Annotated in this window: 18 protein-coding genes; 12 read left to right on the top strand and 6 right to left on the bottom strand. The window is 41.6% G+C overall.

Translation table 11 applies throughout. The annotated features are described in order from the left end of the window. Positions 1-3 precede the first annotated feature (3 nt). Positions 4-1167 (bottom strand): thiamine pyrophosphate-dependent enzyme, encoded by a 1164-nt coding sequence (locus ACSSWA_RS08035; protein WP_437356049.1) that lies wholly within the window; start codon positions 1165-1167, stop codon positions 4-6. Beyond that, positions 1164-2393 carry a mechanosensitive ion channel family protein gene (locus ACSSWA_RS08030; protein ID WP_437356048.1) on the bottom strand — a complete coding sequence of 410 codons (1230 nt, stop codon included), beginning with the start codon at positions 2391-2393 and terminating at the stop codon, positions 1164-1166. Before ACSSWA_RS08030 ends, ACSSWA_RS08035 begins: the two co-directional genes overlap by 4 nt. 98 nt (positions 2394-2491) lie before the next feature. Here ACSSWA_RS08030 and ACSSWA_RS08025 point away from each other — a divergent pair, with 98 nt between their 5' ends. Then, a complete protein-coding gene (locus tag ACSSWA_RS08025) occupies positions 2492-3409 on the top strand; it encodes an EamA family transporter (protein WP_437356047.1) in 918 nt (305 codons plus the stop codon). A 19-nt stretch (positions 3410-3428) separates the two neighbouring features. On the opposite strand, the gene ACSSWA_RS08020 is transcribed toward ACSSWA_RS08025, so the two are convergent. Next, on the bottom strand, positions 3429-4220 hold the full coding sequence (locus tag ACSSWA_RS08020) for an alpha/beta fold hydrolase (RefSeq protein WP_437356046.1): 792 nt from the start codon (positions 4218-4220) through the stop codon (positions 3429-3431). Between the two features lie 64 nt (positions 4221-4284). Here ACSSWA_RS08020 and ACSSWA_RS08015 point away from each other — a divergent pair, with 64 nt between their 5' ends. The 5 genes from ACSSWA_RS08015 to ACSSWA_RS07995 all read left to right on the top strand — a co-directional run bounded on the left by ACSSWA_RS08015 (position 4285) and on the right by ACSSWA_RS07995 (position 12016). Beyond that, a complete protein-coding gene (locus tag ACSSWA_RS08015) occupies positions 4285-6711 on the top strand; it encodes a sigma 54-interacting transcriptional regulator (RefSeq protein WP_437356045.1) in 2427 nt (808 codons plus the stop codon). A 599-nt stretch (positions 6712-7310) separates the two neighbouring features. Further along, a complete protein-coding gene (locus tag ACSSWA_RS08010) occupies positions 7311-8387 on the top strand; it encodes a hypothetical protein (protein ID WP_437356044.1) in 1077 nt (358 codons plus the stop codon). Between the two features lie 80 nt (positions 8388-8467). Next, positions 8468-9355 (top strand): hypothetical protein, encoded by an 888-nt coding sequence (locus tag ACSSWA_RS08005; RefSeq protein WP_437356043.1) that lies wholly within the window; start codon positions 8468-8470, stop codon positions 9353-9355. After that, the gene (locus ACSSWA_RS08000; protein WP_437356042.1) at positions 9300-11306 is read left to right on the top strand and encodes a hypothetical protein; all 2007 of its coding nucleotides are present in this window, start codon (positions 9300-9302) and stop codon (positions 11304-11306) included. The genes ACSSWA_RS08005 and ACSSWA_RS08000 overlap by 56 nt, the downstream gene beginning before the upstream one ends. 14 nt (positions 11307-11320) lie before the next feature. Continuing rightward, entirely contained in the window at positions 11321-12016 is a 696-nt protein-coding gene (locus ACSSWA_RS07995) for a hypothetical protein (RefSeq protein ID WP_437356041.1), read from the top strand. Here the strand turns inward: ACSSWA_RS07995 and ACSSWA_RS07990 are convergent. Both ACSSWA_RS07990 and rimO read right to left on the bottom strand, forming a co-directional pair. Beyond that, entirely contained in the window at positions 12010-13290 is a 1281-nt protein-coding gene (locus ACSSWA_RS07990) for a GWxTD domain-containing protein (RefSeq protein ID WP_437356040.1), read from the bottom strand. The genes ACSSWA_RS07995 and ACSSWA_RS07990 overlap by 7 nt on opposite strands. Before the next feature lie 17 nt (positions 13291-13307). Continuing rightward, complete coding sequence (rimO, locus tag ACSSWA_RS07985) at positions 13308-14597, bottom strand: 30S ribosomal protein S12 methylthiotransferase RimO (protein WP_437356039.1); 1290 nt, start codon at positions 14595-14597, stop codon at positions 13308-13310. Positions 14598-14686: 89 nt separating this feature from the next. Between rimO and ACSSWA_RS07980 the strand changes: the two genes are divergently transcribed. The 6 genes from ACSSWA_RS07980 to ACSSWA_RS07955 all read left to right on the top strand — a co-directional run bounded on the left by ACSSWA_RS07980 (position 14687) and on the right by ACSSWA_RS07955 (position 20442). After that, entirely contained in the window at positions 14687-15460 is a 774-nt protein-coding gene (locus ACSSWA_RS07980) for an MBL fold metallo-hydrolase (RefSeq protein ID WP_437356038.1), read from the top strand. A 63-nt stretch (positions 15461-15523) separates the two neighbouring features. Continuing rightward, on the top strand, positions 15524-16633 hold the full coding sequence (locus ACSSWA_RS07975) for a sigma-54 interaction domain-containing protein (protein WP_437356037.1): 1110 nt from the start codon (positions 15524-15526) through the stop codon (positions 16631-16633). Beyond that, on the top strand, positions 16620-17135 hold the full coding sequence (gene lptE, locus ACSSWA_RS07970) for an LPS assembly lipoprotein LptE (protein WP_437356036.1): 516 nt from the start codon (positions 16620-16622) through the stop codon (positions 17133-17135). Before ACSSWA_RS07975 ends, lptE begins: the two co-directional genes overlap by 14 nt. Before the next feature lie 15 nt (positions 17136-17150). Further along, positions 17151-18629 carry a cellulose synthase family protein gene (locus tag ACSSWA_RS07965; RefSeq protein ID WP_437356035.1) on the top strand — a complete coding sequence of 493 codons (1479 nt, stop codon included), beginning with the start codon at positions 17151-17153 and terminating at the stop codon, positions 18627-18629. After that, positions 18630-19280 carry a tetratricopeptide repeat protein gene (locus tag ACSSWA_RS07960; RefSeq protein WP_437356034.1) on the top strand — a complete coding sequence of 217 codons (651 nt, stop codon included), beginning with the start codon at positions 18630-18632 and terminating at the stop codon, positions 19278-19280. It begins immediately after the preceding gene. A 10-nt stretch (positions 19281-19290) separates the two neighbouring features. Further along, on the top strand, positions 19291-20442 hold the full coding sequence (locus tag ACSSWA_RS07955; RefSeq protein WP_437356033.1) for a tetratricopeptide repeat protein: 1152 nt from the start codon (positions 19291-19293) through the stop codon (positions 20440-20442). On the opposite strand, the gene porQ is transcribed toward ACSSWA_RS07955, so the two are convergent. Then, positions 20443-21369, bottom strand: coding sequence for a type IX secretion system protein PorQ (porQ, locus tag ACSSWA_RS07950; protein ID WP_437356032.1), 927 nt, complete (start codon positions 21367-21369; stop codon positions 20443-20445). Between the last annotated feature and the right edge of the window lie 53 nt (positions 21370-21422).

The following is a 21422-nucleotide window of genomic DNA, read 5'->3' as shown; positions in this document are numbered from 1 at the left end:
CTTTTATTCGGGATAATTTACAATTATAATTTTCATTTCGTCGGAAGCCGCTGCTTCATTTAAAACAGCGTCGATTTCGAACAGGTCTTCGGGATTGCTGATTTGCATAATAAATTTTTCGTAACCGGCGAGAATTCTGAAAAGTATATTTTTGTTGATTAATTGTCCGCCGGTTGCAGACGCTCTTCTATTATAAAAAATTACTATTTTCAACGGAATATTTCTCTGAACGGCTTCAATCAATCCAAGATGTCCGGCTGATATAAACGCAAAGTCTCCGGTTAAAGCCCATACATTCTTGAAGCCTCCCAGATAGGCGCCCAAAGCCAGAGGAATCGAGCCTCCCATATAGGTGACCATGTCGATTGAATTATAAGGAGGAAATGCAAATGAACTCGACGAGCCGGTGTCTCCGGTTGTAATTTCTCTTTTTAGGTTCTTAAAGACTTCGAAAAAAGGAAGATACTTTATGGCGCCCGCTTTTACTTTCGGTGTTAAACTATCAGGGATGACCGGTAATTCGGGACGCGAAACCGCTTCCAGGTTTCCTCCTTCGGTCTTGGCGGTCAGCACTTTAAACTGATATTCGGCAAGCAGGGGATGCACCACATGGAAATAAACATTCCTTTTATAAGAAAAATTCTTTTTCAAATCCGCGCGCGGTTGAAATGCAGTCGATTCGTTAATCGACATTGCGTCGATAAGAAGAGCTGCCGGAAGCTTTGTATTTTCCGATAGCTGGTAGGCTGCATTTACGTCGTCGTAAATTTTTGTTTTATCTGTCTTAATTACCGGTATTTTTAATGAACTGAGAAAAGGACGGATGTCTAGAATATTGTCGGAATGTTTTCCCGTGTGATCTTCGAACACAAATAAAACCAGTCCCGCTGCGGGGGATGTATAGAGCGAATCCGTAATACTGTTGGCGGCTTTCATTACGCCGTGAGATTTACATAGAAGCGCGGCGCGTTTTCCCGTTATCGCCGCTCCGTGCGCAATTGTATATGCTACTTCTTCGTGGTACGATATTTTGCCGATTTTGCCTGCAATCTCGTTGTACGATACGAATGTTTCGGAGGCGCCGTAGCCCGGCACAAAAGTGACCGCATCAACTCCGTTGTCGTATAGCGCCTGCCCGAGAGCTTTATGGATCGGTTCGTTAATCATTTCAATTCTTTGAATGTATTTACAGCTTCTTTAATATCGTATCCCGTCGGATTCTGGAATACTCTCAATTCGAATTGAGGAATAACTGCAAGTATGTGGTCGAATATATTCGATTGAATTTCTTCGTATTCGTTCCAGTTTGTTGTCTTTGTGAAAACATATATTTCGATTGGCAATCCCTGAGGTCCGGGCGGCAAATGCCTTACTAGGAACGTCATCTCTTTATTGATGTCTTCTCTTTGAAGAAGATATTCTTTGAGATATGCCCTGAAGGTTCCGACGTTTGTCATTCTTCTTCCGTTTACGAGAACCGAATCGTCGATGTTTCGTTCTTCGTTATATTTTTTAATTTCTTCGCGCTTCCGCTTTATATAATCTTTTAGTAATTGAATACGTTCGAATTTTGCAATCATTTCTTCGGTGCAGAACTTAATGCTCGACTGATCGATATAAACCGATCTTTTAATTCTTCTTCCGCCGGCGAGTGTCATTCCCCGCCAATTTTTAAAGGAATCTTCAATCAATTTGTACGTAGGAATTACCGTAATGGTTTTATCCCAGTTTTGAATTTTTATTACATTCAGAGAAATGTCGATTACATCGCCGTCCGCGCCGTATTTTGGAACTTCAATCCAGTCGCCGACTTTCACAAGGTCGTACGACGAAATCTGAACGCTGGCAACGAACGAAAGAATTGTGTCTCTGAAAACCAGAACGAGCACCGCCGTTAATGCGCTCAATCCTCCGAGCAGAGCCCACGGAGACTCGCCCAGCAATGTGGATATGAAAATTACTCCGCCGAAAATGTATACTATTATTTTTACTACCTGTATATATCCTTTTACCGGTTTTTCTCTGAATTTTTCCATTCTGCTCAGCACTTCAGTAAAACCGGTCAGAAATCCGCTTATCGTAAAGATTACCAATAGCACAATTAGCGCATTTATAACAACGTGAATGAAATTCTCAATCGAAGGGATGGTATATGCGAACAGTTTTACGATTATTAGCGGAGCTATATAAGAAACGTTTTTAAGAACCCGGTCGTGCAGAAGTATATCGTCGAGTTCGGTTTTTGTGTGCTGCACGAATTTCTTAATTAATCTTAGTAGTATGTTTTTTGTCAAAAAGTATGCAATAACCGCAAGCAGGAGAATACCGAGAAATTTTATGTTCTCGGCTACAAATGGATATTCTTCCATCAGTTTTTCTATGCTATCCCTCATATCCGTCTCTTTTTATTACAAAATTAATAAAATAATAGTTTTATTCTGAGATTTGCCGTAATAAAATATTATTTTTGAATTCATTAATATAATTGACTATGATTTCCGACACAAAAACCAGAGCCTATTTGGCATGGGCTGCCATCTGCTTAATTTGGGGAACAACGTATCTCGCAATAAGAATAGGAGTGGAAGACCTGCCTCCGTTGCTTTTCGCAGGATTCCGGTGGTTTTTAGCCGGTCCCATCTTATTTCTGATCCTTATGAAAAAAGGCTACCGTCTGCCCGATCGGGGAGATATTAAGCATTCGGCGGTTGTGGGTATACTGCTTCTGGGATTCGGAAACGGATTCGTTGTCTTTTCGGAACAATGGATTCCGAGCGGCTTAGCCGCCCTTCTGATTACCACCGTCCCTTTTTGGATTGTCGGAATAGAATCTTTTTATGTAAGAGGCTCCAATTTAAATGCGAAGATTATTATCGGTTTGATTGCGGGGATGTCGGGAGTTATGCTTATTTTCGGCAGCAATATAATTAGCGTATTCGATCCGCATTATATTAAAGGCGTTGCCGGACTCTTTGTTGCCGTAACGTGTTGGTCGTTTGGCACTATTTATTCAAAATACAATTCAACCAAAGTTCATCCTTTAATGAGCGCCGCGGTTCAGATGACAATCGCCGGTACGTTAATGACATTGGCAGGCATAATAATCGGGGAATATAAAAGTCTCAGTCTCACCGCAGAGAGCGCTTTGGCGTTTTTCTATCTGTTGATTGTCGGGTCGTTAATCGGATACGGCTCTTATATCTACGCAATCGAACATTTGCCGGTTTCTTTCGTTTCAACTTATGCTTATATCAATCCGGTTATTGCAATATTTTTAGGTTGGCTTGTATTGGACGAAGTAATTAATCTGGAACTATTTTTATCCGCTTCAATAATCTTATCCGGCGTCTATCTGGTAAAAAAAGGCAGCTCCGAAGCGAGAATGAAATTAAACAGGGCGGAGAATTAGCCGCCCCGCTTATTTGATATTATATCCTTCTTTTCAGAAATCCTTTTATTAAATCGGTTACCGCGCCTGGATTCTCAACCGGCGACATATGTCCAGAAAGCGGTATAATTGCGAATTCGGAATCGGGAATCTGCTCTGCCATTTTTCGCATAGTTTGGTGAGGAGTTAATCGGTCGAAAGAGCCGCATAATACGAGAGTGGGAATTTTTATTTCGGGCAGAACGTGCGTTGTGTCTGTGCGGCTCATGATCGCCAATATTGCCCCTTTGACTCCAGTCGGATTATTTTTGTGCGCTTTTTCGAGCGTGGAAGTATAATATTCTTCTTTATATTTAACAGCCTCTTTGGCAAAGCACGTAGGAACGAATTTATTAATAAATGTTTCCAATCCTTTTGTATTTATCATGTCGATATTTGCCGAGCGTTTGATTTTGCCTTCGTTGTTGTCGGCTTCCGCTCTTGTATCGCAGAGTATTAACGCCCTGAATTTATTCTGATTTCTTTCAACGGCTCTCAGCGCAATATATCCTCCCATCGATAATCCGCACAATACCGGTTTGCGAAGTTTCATTTCTTTGATTACCATAAACAAATCGTCAACGTAGAATTCCATTGTATATTGACCGTCGCCTATATAACTTTTACCCAATCCTCTTACGTCGTAAGTTACACAATAATACTCGTTCTGGAGTTCTTTAACCTGACCTTCCCACATTGTATGGTCGTAAGGAAAACCGTGAACGAATACTATCGGTCTGTTTTTCGGATCGCCGTACGTATAAACCGCTATACCGTTAATGTTGGTTTTCATGGCATTACCTTTATTTATTTTTTCGTAAATTTATTTCCATTAAGAAACCAAAATAATATTTCTGATGGATAAAAACTATTCGGCGCTGTCGAATTTGTTACGATACAGAAAAATTATTCTTTTGTCGCTGATACTTGCCGGTCTGCTTGCCTCGTTGAATCTGGATTCGGTTAGTTATCCAATCAATACCGGATACGAAAATTTAATGCGATTGATTGGCGGAGCGAAAGAACCGGACAGTTCCGTTGTAATCGTTCATATAAATTCGGACGATATCGAGCAACTCGGAGGCTGGCCTATCAAAAGAAGTTACTATGCTTTGTTGATAGACCGGCTTAACAAAATTGGCGCAGGAAAAATCGGCGTCGAAGTTATGTTTTCTTCCAGATTGGCATTTCAGGAAGTTTATAACGATTTGTTGAATGAAGTATTGAATAAATCGAGTAATGTGGTTTTAGCTTCAATAGTTGCGGCTTCCGATACGATTATTTATTCGCAGCCCAAATACGATATTCCTTCTCTGAAAACCGGGCATTTGAATTATATCGTTTCGGACGGATACTACGTACCGGAATATATTTCGGTAAACGGACGGATAGAAAAAGCCTTTGCCGCGGAAATTGCAGGCGACGAAATTACGGACGGAAAAGATTTGCTGAAGGTTAACTTTTACAATTCATGGCGAAAATTTAAAAATTATTCCCTGATAGAATTTTTCGAAGTAATTGAAAATAATCCGAATGAGTTCAAAAATAAATTTGTTTTAATCGGAGTAAGCGATCCCACCGTTGCAAAAACGGTTTCCACTTTCTACGATAAAGAACTCCCGGGCGTCGGATTTCACGCTTTTGTACTCGACAATTTAATTACGAATCGATCGCTGAACTACAAATATTCAAATCTTTTGTCGGTTCTCGCAGTGTTGTCTATTCTTATGTTCGTCTTTCTATTGAGATTCGGTTCGCCGGAACTGCGTATCGTGATCTGTCTGTTTTTCATTCTGATTTCGTCATTTGTCCTTTTCAATTATTTCTATGTCGTATTCAATTATACTGCGGCGCTCCTTCCGGCCGTTTTAATTTTTGCATTCGAGTTATATATCAAACTGGCCGTAAATAAACGGCAGGCATTGCTGGCTATGAGCGAAAGCGAATTGTTGAAAAAAACGCTCGAAAGCAAAGAAGCTATGCTCGAAAGCATTTCGAAGCATTCCGAGCGGGCAAAAGGCGAATTGCTCAATCAAATAGAAAAATTGAAAAGCGAGATAAAACAATTAAAAGAACTCGAGCAGGATTCCGAGCCGGCGGAAAGACACGGCGGCAGGCACCAATTCGAAAATATAGTTTATAAAAGCGGCGCGATGGATAAGGTTATAAAAACTATTGAAAAAGTTGCTCCTACTGACGCGACGGTTTTGATTACGGGAGAAAGCGGCAGCGGCAAAGAACTGGTGGCTAGAGCGATTCATAATTTAAGCAATCGGAGAGAAAAAGAATTTATCGCCGTCAACTGCGCGGCGTTGACCGAGACTTTACTCGAAAGCGAACTTTTCGGCTATGTAAAAGGAGCGTTTACCAACGCCTTGTCCGACAAAAAAGGATTGTTCGAAGCCGCCGACGGAGGCTCTATATTTCTCGACGAAATCGGAGAAACGAGCGATTCCTTCCAGGCAAAGCTTTTGAGGGTGATTCAATTCGGCGAACTACAAAAAGTTGGTTCTGCTCAAACGCAAAAAATAAACGTGCGCATTATTGCGGCTACAAATAAAAACCTGACTCAATTAATAAACGAAGGCAAATTCAGGGTAGATTTGTATTACAGACTTAATGTGTTCAACATAGAAATTCCTCCTTTGCGGGAAAGGAAAGAAGACATTCCAATACTGGCCGAATATTTTTTGGAGCGAGAAGACGACGATCTGAAATTTTCGAAAGCTGCTTTGGACAGTTTGGTAAAGAATGAATGGAAAGGAAATGTAAGAGAGCTCGAGTCGATTGTCAAAAGAGCGGCTGTTTTTGCTAAAACCGAAGGACGAGACGTAATTCTGCTGTCGGATTTGCCGGACGAATACAGACATTATCGGAAAGCCGACCTTGAGGATTTTATCCTCGATTCCCTGCGCGCCAAAAAGTTTTCGCACTCTTCCGTAGTGGAAACTGCAAGGGAAATTGGAAATGTAAGCCGCACAATAGTGGGCGAAATTTTGCGGGGACTCTTTTTTAAGAATTATGTTCAGAACGATTATGACTTCGACGCTGCCGTCAGGTCAGTTGCAGGGACGGACGAAGAAGAGGTTTTGAACAGATTGAAATCGAAAGCAGCAAAGTATCTTGAAAATATTGAAAACGATTTGAAGAAAATTAAGACCGACGATTTTGAAGAAATCAAGAAGGCTTTCACTTCTAAATATAAAAACCTGCCGGTTCGTTATCACGACTATCTCGACGCGGTAATCAAATATATGATTGCGGGGAAGAAAATAACTGAGTAAGGCTGCCCCGTCGCTTCGATACGTCCTTCGGACTACTCAGCGACCGGGGATGAATTTAACTGGTGTCTGAGCAGTCCCGCAGGGGTTTCATGGCAGAAACATCGCGGACTTTAAGCGAAAATAATGATGTGCTATAAATGATGCTTCGATACGTCCTTCGGACTACTCAGCGACCACTGATAAAATTTAACCGGTGTCTGAGTAGCCCCGCAGGGGTTTCATGGCAGAAACATCGCGGATTTTAAGCGAAAATAATGATGTGCTATAAATGATGCTTCGATACGTCCTTCGGACTACTCAGCGACCACTGATAAAATTTAACCGGTGTCTGAGTAGCCCCGCAGGGGCGTATCGAAGACACCGAGAGAGAGCAAAATATAGCTTCGGATTAAAATAAACCCGTCCAATCAAGAAAGGTATTTTTCAACTCTCTTATTTGACTGAATTCTTTCTTCCAGGCATTTTCAGCCGGATTTCCAGGCAATTTAAATTTACAAAAAGTGCGATTTCAAGCCGTTTTCTAAGGAAATGAATTTGGCACGTTATATGTCTTTTCTATGCCGGAATTGTTCATAATCACAAAAAAACGGAGGTACAAAATGAAAGTAAGAAGGTCTTATTTGGCAATCCCGGCGGCAATATTATTCTTTGCATTATTGTTTGCGGGATGTAACGACAACAGTTTAATTACCGAACCCGAATCGGGACTTTCGGTTAAAGCCGCGCTTGAAAAAATAACTTATGAAGACGAGGCGGTCAACTCTTTCGAACCCAATTTTAACGAAGAAGACGCTATGAACATTTTGGGGAAAGACCTTGCAAAAACAATCTATCCCTTAAGAGTGGGACAGATAATCCACCTCGTGGAACGCGATCTACAGATAGAATACGGCGCCGACACTGCTTTAGGAATTCTTACCAAAAGATTCGAAGGAGAATTGTTAATACTCGGCGCTTTGGACGACAGCTCTAACGTACCCGACACTCTTGTAAAGAAACCGTTTACGACGGTTATGACGCGCAAAATCAAGTACGAACGCGTCGACAGCACGGGTGATAATCTGGTTGACTGGAAAGTGATCGGAATGTCGCTGCCCGAAGCCGGAACGTCCACCGATAATATTGAAATTACTAAAATCACATTAACAACACTCGAAGGCAATTCGGTTACAATTACTTCTCCGAATGATTTCTTCTTCGATCTGGGAAGAAGACTTATGACTGGCGAGCAGACAATGACCGGCGGAAATCCCGGTAACGGTCAGTACGGAGGAATGGGAATGTCCGGCAATCAAAATCACGGCAACCAGCAATACGGCAACGGAAATGCATACGGCAGCAGAGGTATGCACGGTATGATTCCTTATATCAGAAAAAGAGAACCGGTTACAATTACCGTGGAAGTAAAAAGTATTTATGAAGAACCCGATTTCCTTACGGTTACTCACGGCGCTTCTGTTATCAATAAAGGCAACAGGATCAAAGAACGATTTGAATTAATTGATACTCAATTTAACGGCGCCTACTACATACGCACTTACGAAAAGACAATCGTTACTAATACTATGCCCGGTTTTATGCATGCCGTAGTCAATATGCTTCCCCAAGGAGTAATTAAAGATACCGATACTCCGGTAGAAGAAAAGACGTGGGGAATTCCGTATCTTATTCAATAATTGTTTAACTTTTTGTTAATTAGTTATATTTTACGAGGAGGCGGTTGCCTCCTCGGATAATTTAAGGCAGGTCAGGGGACATGAAAAATTTTACAATAATATTTTTGATTATTGTTTTTGTTTACGGTTGCGGCGAACCGTTGCCGACCGAACTGACGGAAGTCGACAATAACTCGCAAATCGAGTTCGAAGCGGTACCTGCCGAATCTGCTAACCCGGATTACGACAGCACCGGCATTGTCGAGCGAAACATCGACAAAAGTGTGATCGTAAGCGTCGTGGGCGTGCGCAATACGAATTTCAGAACGGTTCAGACGGAAGGATATTATTATGCCATTTTTAACGATAAATCGAGCCCCGTTCAGGCTGGCAACGGTCACATGCTGGGATATAAAACCAAACAGATGAGTTCCGTATTTTTCAACAATTTTCAGGCGCGCAAAATAGAACATAAAATCAAATACAGAATGGGTTCGGTTTATATAGACACTTTGCTCGGCGTTAAATATTTTGCGTCGCAGCATATGATGGACATGATGGGGAGGATGAACCGCTTTCCGTATGCGAATAAAGTGAGTTTCAAAGCAATGAACGGTCATCACCAGCAGAATATTGAGTTCGATATACCTACTCCTTCTGAAATTACGGGCAGAGTCAGGTTAATCGGAAACAGAGATGACCGGGATGCATACTTTGAACTCGAATGGAATCCCGAAGGACGCGGGCGCGTTGAAATAGTTTTTGCCGCAATTAATTCCGGCGGGGAAATTAATCCGCTAATGAGAGTGAGGGGAAATGACAACGGTATTATGAAAATGCCGCTAAATGTTTTTAGGAATATTATTACCGAGAATAACCGCTCGCTCGTAATCAGTTTTATCAGAAAAATAGAAAACATAGATAAATTTATTGATGACTCTTATATCGTTTCGGAAAGCATTCATAATATTCGTATCGATCTGCCTTGAAGCGTTATTTCTGCCTTTGGGACAGAATATTTTATACGCTCAACAAAGCGTCGATAATTACGGTTATCTGAACAGCACGGGCGGGTTTCGCATGAACGGATTGGAAAGCAACATATCGAATTTTTCGAATACCGAGGATTTCGAATTGACGGCGTCTTTTGCCTTTCGCAACGATAACCGTTTCAATTCGAATCTCTATTCACTTTCGTTCTCTAAAACATTCGGCGAACATAATTTTTATTTCCGCTACAGTCCCGGCATAGCGCAAAATTTTATTATCAAGAGCAGCTCGACTATTCAACTGCCGGATACAATTGCCAACCTGAAAACCGAATTAAATTACTCGGAAAAATTCGGACTGGGTTACTCTTATAAAATTTCTTCGAGCGTTAATTTGGGATTTTCTTTAAGGTATTTTGAACAAACTTTTAGAGAGGAATCGCCGGTTCTGTTTTACACCGACAGCGTAAATTATATCTCGATTAAAGAAGAAAAATTGACCAATAATTATTGGCGAGGAGATGTAGGCGCAGACGTTTTTCTGAATGACATGATTTCTTTTTCGGTTTCAACCATTAATTTGTTTATCAGCAGGGAAGACAATGCGGGCGAAATAAGCCGTCTCTATTCCTTAAAGTCCGAAAAGGGCATTCATGCCGCGCTTCAATTGAGCAGCGCATCGGGTTTTATGACCAAGTTCGGATATGAATACGGATTCGATAAATACAAAGCTTCTTATGCCGGTTTAAATTATTCGTTCGATTTTGCGGGAGGCACTGTTGCCGCCGGCGTTTTATTAACGCACGACAAATTCAGGAATCCGTTTATATCGGCGGTCATGCCGTCGTTTGCTTTTTCAAAGGAGGGATATACGATTTCGGCGGGCGGTATTAAATATCTTTCGAATAATACTTCTAAAACAACGGAGTCGCTTTTAAACGACGGACTCTACAGTTTATTTAATAATCCTTACAGCGAGGATAGGGCTTTTGTGAATTTTAATCTGGCTTTGAGTTTCAATAACAAACAGCTTGTTAAATTTATCGACGTATCTGTAGTCTCCGATATTTATCCTACGCTTTCGGAAATCTATTTGGACAAACCGTTTGCAATCGGGAAGGCGGTTAACCTGTCGGACGAAATAATCGAAGTTCGACCTGCGAGTTACATAAAAAATATTAACAACGAACCGATATTTTCGCCCTCGGTTAAAATATTGCCCGGCGATACCGTCGATATCGGATTTTACACTATTGTGTCGAACGCCGACGCGGACAAGAGAAAGATCGAACAAGCGGATTTTTATCTTTATACTGATAAATCGGAACCGGACGATTATATTCGCAAACCAGTTCTGGAGCACGATAAAAACAGCTGGGACGGCAATGTGTACAATCTGATTTATTTCGTCAGAAAAGATTTCGACTTTTCGAATAAGTATTCGAGAGAAATTCTGAATAAATATCCCCGCGAAATGACAGACGACGTTTTCAGTAAAATTAAAATTCTTTACGAGGAATTTTCACGCAATATGGAATATGTTTCCGACCCGAGAGCGAGCACGGAACGGGTCCAATTCCCTCACGAAACCATCGAACTCAAAGGCGGAGACTGCGACGATTTGAGCGTCGGTTTTTCTTCGATGCTGGAAAGCATCGGAATTCAGACGGCTTTTGTCGACTACAAAAATCCAGGCGGAGTCAGTCATGTCAATTTATTGGCGAACACGGAATTGTCGCCTTCGGAATTATTCAAAATAACAAATAACGATAACAAAATTGTAGTGCGAAAAAATCAGGAAGGAATCGATCAGATATGGATTCCCATCGAAACAACGGTATTAACCGGATTTGACGACGCCTGGTCTGCCGGAGCCGATAAATTTAACGCCGAGGCTATTGAAAATTTGGGGCTCTCTAAAGGCACTGTCGTCATAATCGATATTTATTAAGGAGGAAAATTAGAATGAAAAGATTTTTTATAATAATGATGATTTTTACGCTGCCTCTAACGGCGCAGGTTTTTGAAGTTGAAAAAGTAAGGGGAGACGTTAAGGTTCTCGAAGCTTCCGAAGAAACATGGGCGCCGGTAAAACCGGGAATGAAACTGAAAGGCGCGGATATAATTGTTACGGGAGAAAATTCATCCGTCTATTTGAAAAGCGGCGCTTCCGGATTCGTACTTGAAGACAACTCCGCGCTCGGAATAAACAATATAAAGAAAATGACGCTCAACGAGCTTTTGCTGGCATTAGCCGCCGATGAAATTAAAAATATCCGTCCTGCTAAATCCGACGGCAAAACCCGGAATACAGCAGTCTACGGAGAAAAAATCGATAATCGTAAGCCGGAAACCGGAACGGACGAATCGGTTTTGCTCGGCTTAAAAAAAATAAACGGAGCAAAACAGCTGGTCAAAAACGGATATAAAGAATCGGCGATTTTATTGGCTAAAGAAACCTACAGAAAATATCCCGCTACCAGAGAGCGGATAGACGACCGTCTCTATTTTGTGGAAATGATGATCGATATGAATTTGCTTAACGAGGCAGCCGAGGAAATAAACGACATTGCGAAATATAAAATTGATTCCGGCAATTTAAGTCGTCTGGAAAAAATCAGCCGGCTGTTGAAAGAGAAGATGGCGGATGTTTCTCAATAGCGGTACCCGGGCCATCGGCTGTAATCGGGATTGAGTAGTCTGTAATCGCCAAATCCGGTTTGGTCTACGAATACAAACGAACGGTTAAGTTCGTAATAATCCCATATTTCGTACGGTTTGGAATTCGGGTCGAACGGATGACGCTCGACGTAACTGGGAGGTCCGAATGTAATGTAAATCATACCCATGTCCGTGCGCCAGCCTTCGTTTCCGAACGCTTTGAAATTTTTGTTCGCGTATTCGACTCTTCTGTAATATTCGTTCATAATGGGATTTACGGTCATTTTGGGATTCGGCTTTTTCTTGTCCCAGAATGCCAGGAATCTCATCAGTCGTTCTTCGTAGGTTTTGCCTTCTTTTATATATGCCAGATCGGCGGGCGAGGCGATGTAAATCATCTGCTCGATTGCCTTGTCGATATCCGTTATCGAGTTCGGCAATCCCGTAATTTTTGACAATACGATCTTCCGGGTCTCCGCGCTGATGTTACGGTTAATATCTTTGATTGTCATTGTTAATTTGTACGTGCCGAGAACAAAATTCAATGTGCTCAAAGAATCATAAACCGTGGTTGTACCCTCTTTAATGTCTATTGATCTCTTCTCTTCAATTTTGTTTTCGCTGTCGAGGTGCTCAAGCAGATAAGTTATTTCCGCGTTCGAAGTACCGGAAGAATAAATCTCGTAATAAAATCTAAGAGTAGTGTCTTTGTTGGTTACAATTCTGGAGACGTTCGGCACAATAACATCGCCGTTTTCATTTTTCAAAATTTCTTTAACCAGCAATAATCCGCTCGCCGCCAGATTGCTATTGAATTTCTCTGCCGATACGTTATATGTATAAGAATGCGTTTTTCTTGAATCGGTGTCTTCGAGCATGCATTTTATTTTATAATTTCCCGGGTTAAGATGAAAAGATTTATAGGACATGTTGAAGTTTTTTCTTGAAATCGTCTCGTCGAAATCGGTAGTTGAAATTCTTTCTTTCCAGATCCGCTCAAAAATTACCTTGTCGGATTCGGCTTCGTAAAAGATTACGGATAAATTGTATTCGGCGTAAAACGCATTGCCCCTTTTAACGAACTGAATATTTGCATAAGGCACCTGGAAAAAAACATCGAGGCGGATTTTGTTTGTGTCGTCTGCTGTTTTGTATTGAACGAAATCGGTATAAAAAACGGGTTCGAATTTGCTGATATTAACGTCTTCCGAAGATTCCACCTGCGCCGAGATTGTATATGCCAGGCAAATAAATAAAAACACGAAGCGCTTCATCTTACATCCCGATAATTTTAAACTAATTTAGCAAATAAATCATACTCGTTGCAATCATAAATTACGGTATCATAAAAATTGCCGATCTCGAGTTTTTCATTGGTTTCGACAAACACTTCGCAATCGACTTCGGGCGCGTCACTTTCGGTTCTTCCGATATAGACTCCGTTTTCGTAAGAATCGATTAAGACCTTCACGGTTTTCCCGACCGATTTTTCGTTTCGGCGGTACGAAATGTCTTTTTGAATTTCCATTAATATGTTTTTTCGTTTTTCTTTTACTTCTTCGGAATGCGGGTCGCCGAGCAGATAGCTGGGCGTATTTTCTTCTATCGAGTAAGTAAAAACGCCGAACCGTTCGAACTCGAATTCTTTAACAAAATTGACGAGCTCTTCGAAATCGGCGTCGGTTTCCGCCGGATATCCTGTTATAAAAGTTGTCCTCAAAGTTAATTCCGGAATCGAGCCGCGCAGTTTATTCAGCAGTTCCAGCGTGCGTCGCTTCGTAATTCCGCGTCTCATCGATTTGAGAACGTTGTCGGATATGTGCTGCAGAGGAATGTCGATATATTTGCAAACTTTCGGATTTGAGGCTATTGTTTCAATTAAACTTTCCGGGAAATGGGACGGATAAGCGTACATTAGTCTTATCCATTCGATCGATTTTATCTCCGAAAGCCTGTTTATCAGCTCGGCAATATTTCTCCTGCCGTAGAGATCGACGCCGTAGTCGGTAGTATCCTGTCCTATTAAAATCAATTCTTTAACGCCCTGGCTGCTCAGTTTTTCTGCTTCGGCAATCAGCTCTTCCATCGGTTTGGTTTTATGTTTGCCGCGCATCAACGGAATGGCGCAAAACGAGCAGGGGTTGTCGCATCCTTCGGAAATCTTAAGGTATGCAAAATGTTTGGGCGTGGTAAGGAGTCGTTCGCCGAGCAGTTCGTATTTCAGATTTCCGCCGAATTCCCTTACGACTTCTTCGTAAGCTTCCGTGCCGAAATAAGCGTCCACTTCCGGAATTTCTTTTTTCAGATCGTCCATATACCTTTCGGAAAGGCATCCTGAAACGACCACTTTTTTTAATCGGCCTTTTTTCTTAAGTTCAATGGCGGATAAAATCGTATTTATCGATTCTTCTTTTGCGGCTTCGATAAAACCGCATGTGTTTATTATGACGGAATCCGCATTATCAGGGTTGTCGGTCAGTTCAAAATCGTTTATTTTGAGCTGGTTCATGAGGCGTTCAGAATCCACTGTATTTTTCGAACATCCTAAAGTTATTACGGATATTTTCTCTTTCTTTGACATTTCCGGTCTTTCTTTTTGTTTAAGCATAACAAAAATAGCGATTTGTTAGTGCAATTAGAAATTAAGTTAAATAATAACTCGGTGAAATTATGAAAATCATATTTCTGGGCACGGGTTCCGGAAAAACGAGCAGAGAACGGTTTCATACTTCGTTATATTTCGAAACTCCCGGGTTCAATTTATTGATTGACGCCGGAGACGGAGCGGCTAAAGCATTAATGAATTCATCTCTCGATTTTAATTCGATTAACGGTATTCTTTTTACTCATTATCACGCCGACCATTTTACCGGAATAGGCGCATTGATTACACAGATGAAAATTTCGGGACGAAAGTCGGAACTCACCCTTTTCACTCACAAGAATCTCGTCGAACCGTTGATTAATCTCCTTTATTACGTTTATATGTTTCCGGAAACCTTGGGCTTTAATTTAAAGATTATCGGTTATCGCCTTGCGGAAAAAGTTAATGTGGCGGATGATTTCAGTTTTGTAGCCAGGCAAAACTCTCACATCTATCCCAAAGGAGACATTGAATTCTATCCCGAATCGATGTTTGTGTCGTCGAGCGTTTTAATTACCGTCGCCGATCAATCGATAGTTTATACTTCGGATGTAGGCGGTTCCGACGACCTGTATCTGTTTGACAATATAAAACCGGATATTTTTATAACGGAAGCTGCCCATATCGAACCCGGGGATTTGTATCGCGCTTTTAAAGACATAAAGCCGGGTAAAATGTTCGTTACTCACATTGAGGACGAAAAATTAGGCGAATTGATAGAATGGTACGAAAGCCTGGACGAATCGATAAGGGAAAAAATAATTATCTGCCGGGACGGATTAACAGAGAACCTGGGGTAAAAAAAAAGAGACACAAGAAAACGGAGCTTTTATTATATTATCAGACTCAAAAATAATTGAAAAATGCAGATAGAAGAATTCCAGAAGAAATACGGCATAATTGGTAAGTCGAAAGAGATCCGAGACCTGATTGATATAACGATGCAGGTGGCGCAGAGCGACATTACCGTATTGATAACCGGCGAGAGCGGCGTGGGCAAAGAAGTATTTGCAAGAGCAATACACGGTTACAGTAAACGTTCCGACAAGCCGCTGGTAAGCGTCAACTGCGGAGCCATTCCCGAAACTCTTCTGGAAAGCGAACTCTTCGGTCATAAAAAAGGGGCTTTTACCGGCGCCACCGACGACCGTAAAGGATATTTCGAAATTGCCGACGGCGGCACCCTGTTTCTCGACGAAATTGCCGAAATGGCGCTCACAACTCAGGTGAAATTGCTGCGCGTTCTCGAGACGAAAGAATTTATGCCGATAGGCAGCGAAACCGTTACCAAGGTCGACGTAAGAATTATTGCCGCAACAAATAAAGATTTACAAAAAGAAGTCGACGCCAAGAAGTTCAGAAACGATCTTTATTTCAGGCTCAAAGCCGTTACGCTTTATATTCCGCCATTGAGAAAGAGGAAAGAAGATATACTCGATCTGGCTAATCACTTCTTGAAAAAATTTGCCGAGAATAATCAAATTAAAGTTCCATTGTTTACAAAAGGCGCAGAAGAATTACTTGTAAATTATAACTGGCCGGGAAACATACGCGAACTGAAAAACGTAGTCGAAACAGCGGCTGCTTTATGCCGAAACGGCGTTATAGACGATGATCTGTTAAAACCGTTGCTCGTTCCCGAAGCCGTGGAGGATTTGACGCCGAGAAATTTGCCGGTACATCTGAACCGATCGCCCGAAGCGCTCGACAGGGAAATGATTTACAGAGCTTTGATTGAAATAAAAAAAGATTTAATCGAACTGAAAAATATTGCGCTCAATAATGCCCCCGAAAACAATCACGGCTCGACTACTATTCACCCTGATGAAGTCGTGCCGCTGGATGAACTCGAAAAAAGAGCGATTATTAACGCAATTAAATTTACGGGCAACAACAGACGTAAAGCCGCCAGATTGCTTAAAATTAGCGAGAGAACTCTCTATCGAAAACTGAAAGAATATGGCATTCAATAAAAAAATATTAAATACGATATTGCTGGCGAGCGTCTTGATTGCGGGAGGATGTTCGTATTCTTTTACGGGCGCCTCGGTGCCGCCCCATCTTAAAACAATTTCGATTCCCACAATCGAAGACCGCAGCGGAAAAGCGGAGCCTAATTTAGGCGAACGGCTTACAACCCTGTTAATCGAAAAATTTACTTACGACAATACGCTTCAGGTTACCAACAGTTCGAATCCCGACTGTATTCTCGAAGCCGCTATTACTTCTCTGACGGATGAATTATCGGTCGTAAGCGGAAACGAAACGGCAATGACTCAAAGAATAACGATAAACGTTAAAGTAGTTTATCGCGATTTAATCAAGAAAACAAAAATATTCGAAAGGAATTTTTCGCAATACAGCGATTACGAAACCGACGGCGCCGATTTAATTACAGCCCGGAATAATGCGATCGAGCGGGTTCTCGATTTTATCGCGGACGATATTCTGCTGGCGGTCGTATCAAACTGGTAAATTAGGGAGATAGATATGATACTCGATGAAATTATTTTATACGCTTATATCTTTTCGTTGTCGATACTCCTTTTTTTCGGCAGCTACGGTTTTATTATGATTTATTATCACGAAAAGTACAAAAGGAAAATGCATCAGGCTAAAGACGAGCCGCCTCTGGAAACCGTTACGGTTCAACTGCCAATTTACAACGAGATGTACGTTATCGACAGACTGATAAACGCAGTTTGCGCTATGGATTATCCGAAAGACAAGCTCGAAATTCAGGTGCTCGACGATTCGACCGACGAAACTGTAGACGTGGTTGCAAAACTTGTTGAAGAAAAACAAAAAGAGGGATTCGACATAAAGCATATCAGAAGGGAATCGCGCGAAGGTTATAAAGCAGGCGCTCTGAAAGAAGGTTTGAAAACAGCCAAGGGCAAGTATGTCGCTATTTTCGACGCCGACTTTATTCCCAAAAAAGATTTTCTAAAAAACACTCTGCGCTATTTTTATGATGATAAAGTAGGAATGGTGCAAACCAGATGGGAACATCTCAACGAGGACTATTCGCTTCTTACGCGTATTCAGGCATTGGCTCTCGACGGACATTTTGTGATAGAGCAAACGGTTCGAAACAAAGCCGGATTCTTTATCAATTTTAACGGTACTGGCGGGGTCTGGCGCAAAGATTGTATCGAAGACGCCGGCAACTGGGAAGGAGATACGTTGACCGAAGACCTCGACCTCAGTTACAGAGCTCAATTAAAAGGATGGAAGTTTATCTATCTGAGGGATTTTACGACTCCGGCTGAATTGCCCGCCGAAATGAACGCGTTCAAAGCTCAACAGTTCAGATGGACAAAAGGCGCGGTTGAAACGGCTAAAAAAATTCTGCCGCTCGTCTGGAAATCCGACATTCCATTGAGACTTAAACTCCATTCTACTTTTCATCTTACAAACAATATTGTGTTTCCTTTTATTTTGCTTGCAGGTATTTTGAACGTTCCGCTGATTTTTATTAAGAACGCCGGACCTTACTGGAGCTTTTTTAACATAATGGCAATCTTTGTCATTGCGTTTATCGGTTCGTTTCTCTTTTACATGTTTGCTCAAAAAGACGTTTATCCCGACTGGCGCAAAAGGATTGTATTGTTCCCGCTTTTCATGGCGGGAAGTATGGGACTGGCTTTGAACAACACCCGCGCGGTAATGGAAGGATTGCTGAATCGTAAGAGCGAATTTGTGAGAACGCCGAAATTCAAAGTGGTTACTAAAAACGACAATCCGATTAAAAACAAGTATTTCAAATCGACCCGAGTGCAGGCGTCGACTTACGTCGAGTTGATTTTAGCGGTTTATTGTTTAATCGGAGTCGTTGCGTCAATTTATTTTATGGAAATTGCCGCATTGCCGTTTCAGTTGATGTTCTTTACCGGTTTTGCGGGCGTGTCTCTGATGTCCCTGAGACAGGCTTATATAAAGAAACGTCAGTTAAACGACGGGTTATAATTGAACGGAAAAATTACAGAAGATAAAATCAAACTGATTTACGAATTCAATCCCGGCTCGCCTCTATTTGCGCGCGTTGGCAAAATATTGCTCGACGAAGGGAAGCCGCACGAAGCAATTGAAATTCTGAATAAGGGATTGGAACAATATAAGGATTATCCGACTGCCTATTACATAAGAGCCATTGCTTATGCTTATGCGGGCAAAATTAATGAAGCCAAAGAGGATATTCATACGGCTTCCTCTTTATATGAAAACGCATCTTCCGGACAATATTATCTCGAGACAGTAGAAAAGATAGAGAGTGAAATCAAATCGCTCGATGAACTGAAAGTACGCGAATTTCGGACCGTCGAAAACGGAGGCAAGAATTCCATTGAAGACAAACTTGAAGAATTGGCGGAGGAATTGAGCAAAGCTCGCATCAAATACAATCCCGATGCGGGCGACGACACGATAATCGCCGCTCCGGAAATTCCGAAAACAAGAATTGTGACGGAAACAATGGCTAAAATTTACGAGGCGCAGCGGAATTATAAAGAAGCCATAACCGTCTACAAATACCTTGCTAAATCCAATCCGGAAAAAGCCGACTATTTTAAGAGGAAGATTGAAGAAATCAACAGGATAATCGACACGGGGCTTGTTTGAGAGAGGCGCCATGAAATATTTCTTTTACCTGATTGTATTCTTGACAGTATTAATATCGCACGTAGACGCGCAGGATTACGATTGGGCACGACACGACTCGCTCGTAAAGGCGGGCATCGATCAGATTTACGGGATTCAATTCGAAAAAGCCGAAAATACATTCGATATCGTTATTAAAGAATATCCCACCCATCCTTCCGGAAAATTTTTTAAAGCGATGATTACCTGGTGGCGTATTCTCCTTAAACTCGAAGACGAAAGTTTGGACGACGAGTTTATAGAACAGCTGGAAGAAGTTATTGACATTTGCGATAGAATTCTGGATAAAAACAAGAACAATAGAGACGCGCTTTTCTTCAAAGGCGGAGCGGTCGGATTCAGAGGCAGATTGTTGGGGATCCGAGAAAAATGGCTGAAAGCTGCGTTCGACGGCAAAGAAGGGCTCGAACTGCTGTACCGATTTTATAAAGCCGACCCGCAGAATCCCGACGTTCAATTCGGGTTTGGCATCTATCATTATTATGCGGAAGTTATTCCTGAAAAATTTCCCGCAGTAAAACCTTTTATGATCTTTTTTCCTAACGGCGACCGCGAAAAAGGCTTGAGCGAACTCGAATACGTCGCGCTCAAAGGCAGATATGCACGTATCGAATCGAGATATTTTCTTATGACCTTGAATTTTCAGTTCGAGGAAAATATGGACGAAACCCGAAAGTGGGCTTCGATTCTTTTGGCTGATTATCCGAATAATCCCAACTTCCAGAAATATTACGGATTAACTTTTGTTAAAGAAAACAGGTACGATAAAGCCTCTGAAATATTCCGGGATATCTATTCGAAATGCGTCAGAGGTATGCAGGGGTACAACGATTATTATAAGAGAGAAGCGAGTTATTATGTTGGACTGAATTATAAGAATACAAACAATATCGACTCTGCGATCTACTTTTTTAAGATTTCCGAAAACTTATCCCGCAAACTCGACAAAGACGAAGAGTCCGGTTTTCTGATAAATACCGTGCTCTATTTGGGAATGTTGTACGACTTAAAAGGCGACAGACAGCAGGCAATAAAATATTATCGTGAAGCGCTGACGATGAGGGAAAGGAGCAATTCGCATAAACTTGCCGAGCAATATTTGAAAAAGCCTTACGGCAAGTAATTATTCGAGATTGGTCGAAATTCCGAATCTGTGAATCGAACCGATAAATCCCATCGACGAAAATCCGTAGTCGAGCGTGAAATTCTTAACGTTAAATCCGAAACCGAGATTAAAACCCGCCAGCCCGGCGCTTGATCCGATCTTCAGCTCTTTCCTCTTTTCGCTGTCGTATCCGAAACGTAATATGAAACTGGGACCTAATTTGATTTCCGCTCCCAATGTAAAATTGCGAAGCCTGTCGGCTATACTCTCCTGATTCTCATTTAATTTGTTCAAAGAAAAATAGAAACGGAACGGTACGTTTTTTAGTTGTTTGGAAACTCCGACGCGTACGTCGAGCGGCAAATCCTCGTCTATTTCCGCATAAGTCGACAATTGGCTGCCAATATTAAGAACGGAAAATCCGATATTCCACATCGATTCGGAAAATTCGTAATGCAAACCCAGATCGACTGCTAACGCCGAAGAACTGTATTCGTCGATGCTGGAATAGATAAATTTCGTGTTAATACCGTAATAAAAATTTTCGTCGAGTTTATTACCGTAGCCTAAAATGAAAGCGATGTCGGAGGCTCCGAAATTGCCAGTTTTTTCGCCCGTTGAAGTAGCTCTCGTGAAGTCGCCGTAGCTAACGTATTTTACCGCGGCGCCAAGTTTCCCGAAGTCATATTCTTTAACCGCCGATAAAGAAGCCGAATTGATATCCATCAGGTGGTTTACAAATGAAAATGACACCGGAATTCCTTCGAGTAAGTTTATTCCCGCCGGATTATAGAAAATCACGTTAGGATCGTCGTTTGCAGATACGAATCCACCCGCCAAAGCCGCAGCTCGCGGACTCGTATCGAGATTCAAAAATTTGTATGTTTGCGGAAAGGCAGTCGAAAAACTAAAAAGTAATATTCCCAATAAAATCGTATTTTTCATAGCGTCATTTTTTTGTTTAGCGATTTTAACGATATTATAATAGAAAGGCAAGC

This window comes from Melioribacter sp. Ez-97, assembly GCF_051488665.1.
Classification (GTDB): domain Bacteria; phylum Bacteroidota; class Ignavibacteria; order Ignavibacteriales; family Melioribacteraceae; genus Melioribacter.
The sequence above is the reverse complement of the archived record's forward strand: the minus strand, read 5'-3'. Positions and strand labels throughout refer to the sequence as shown.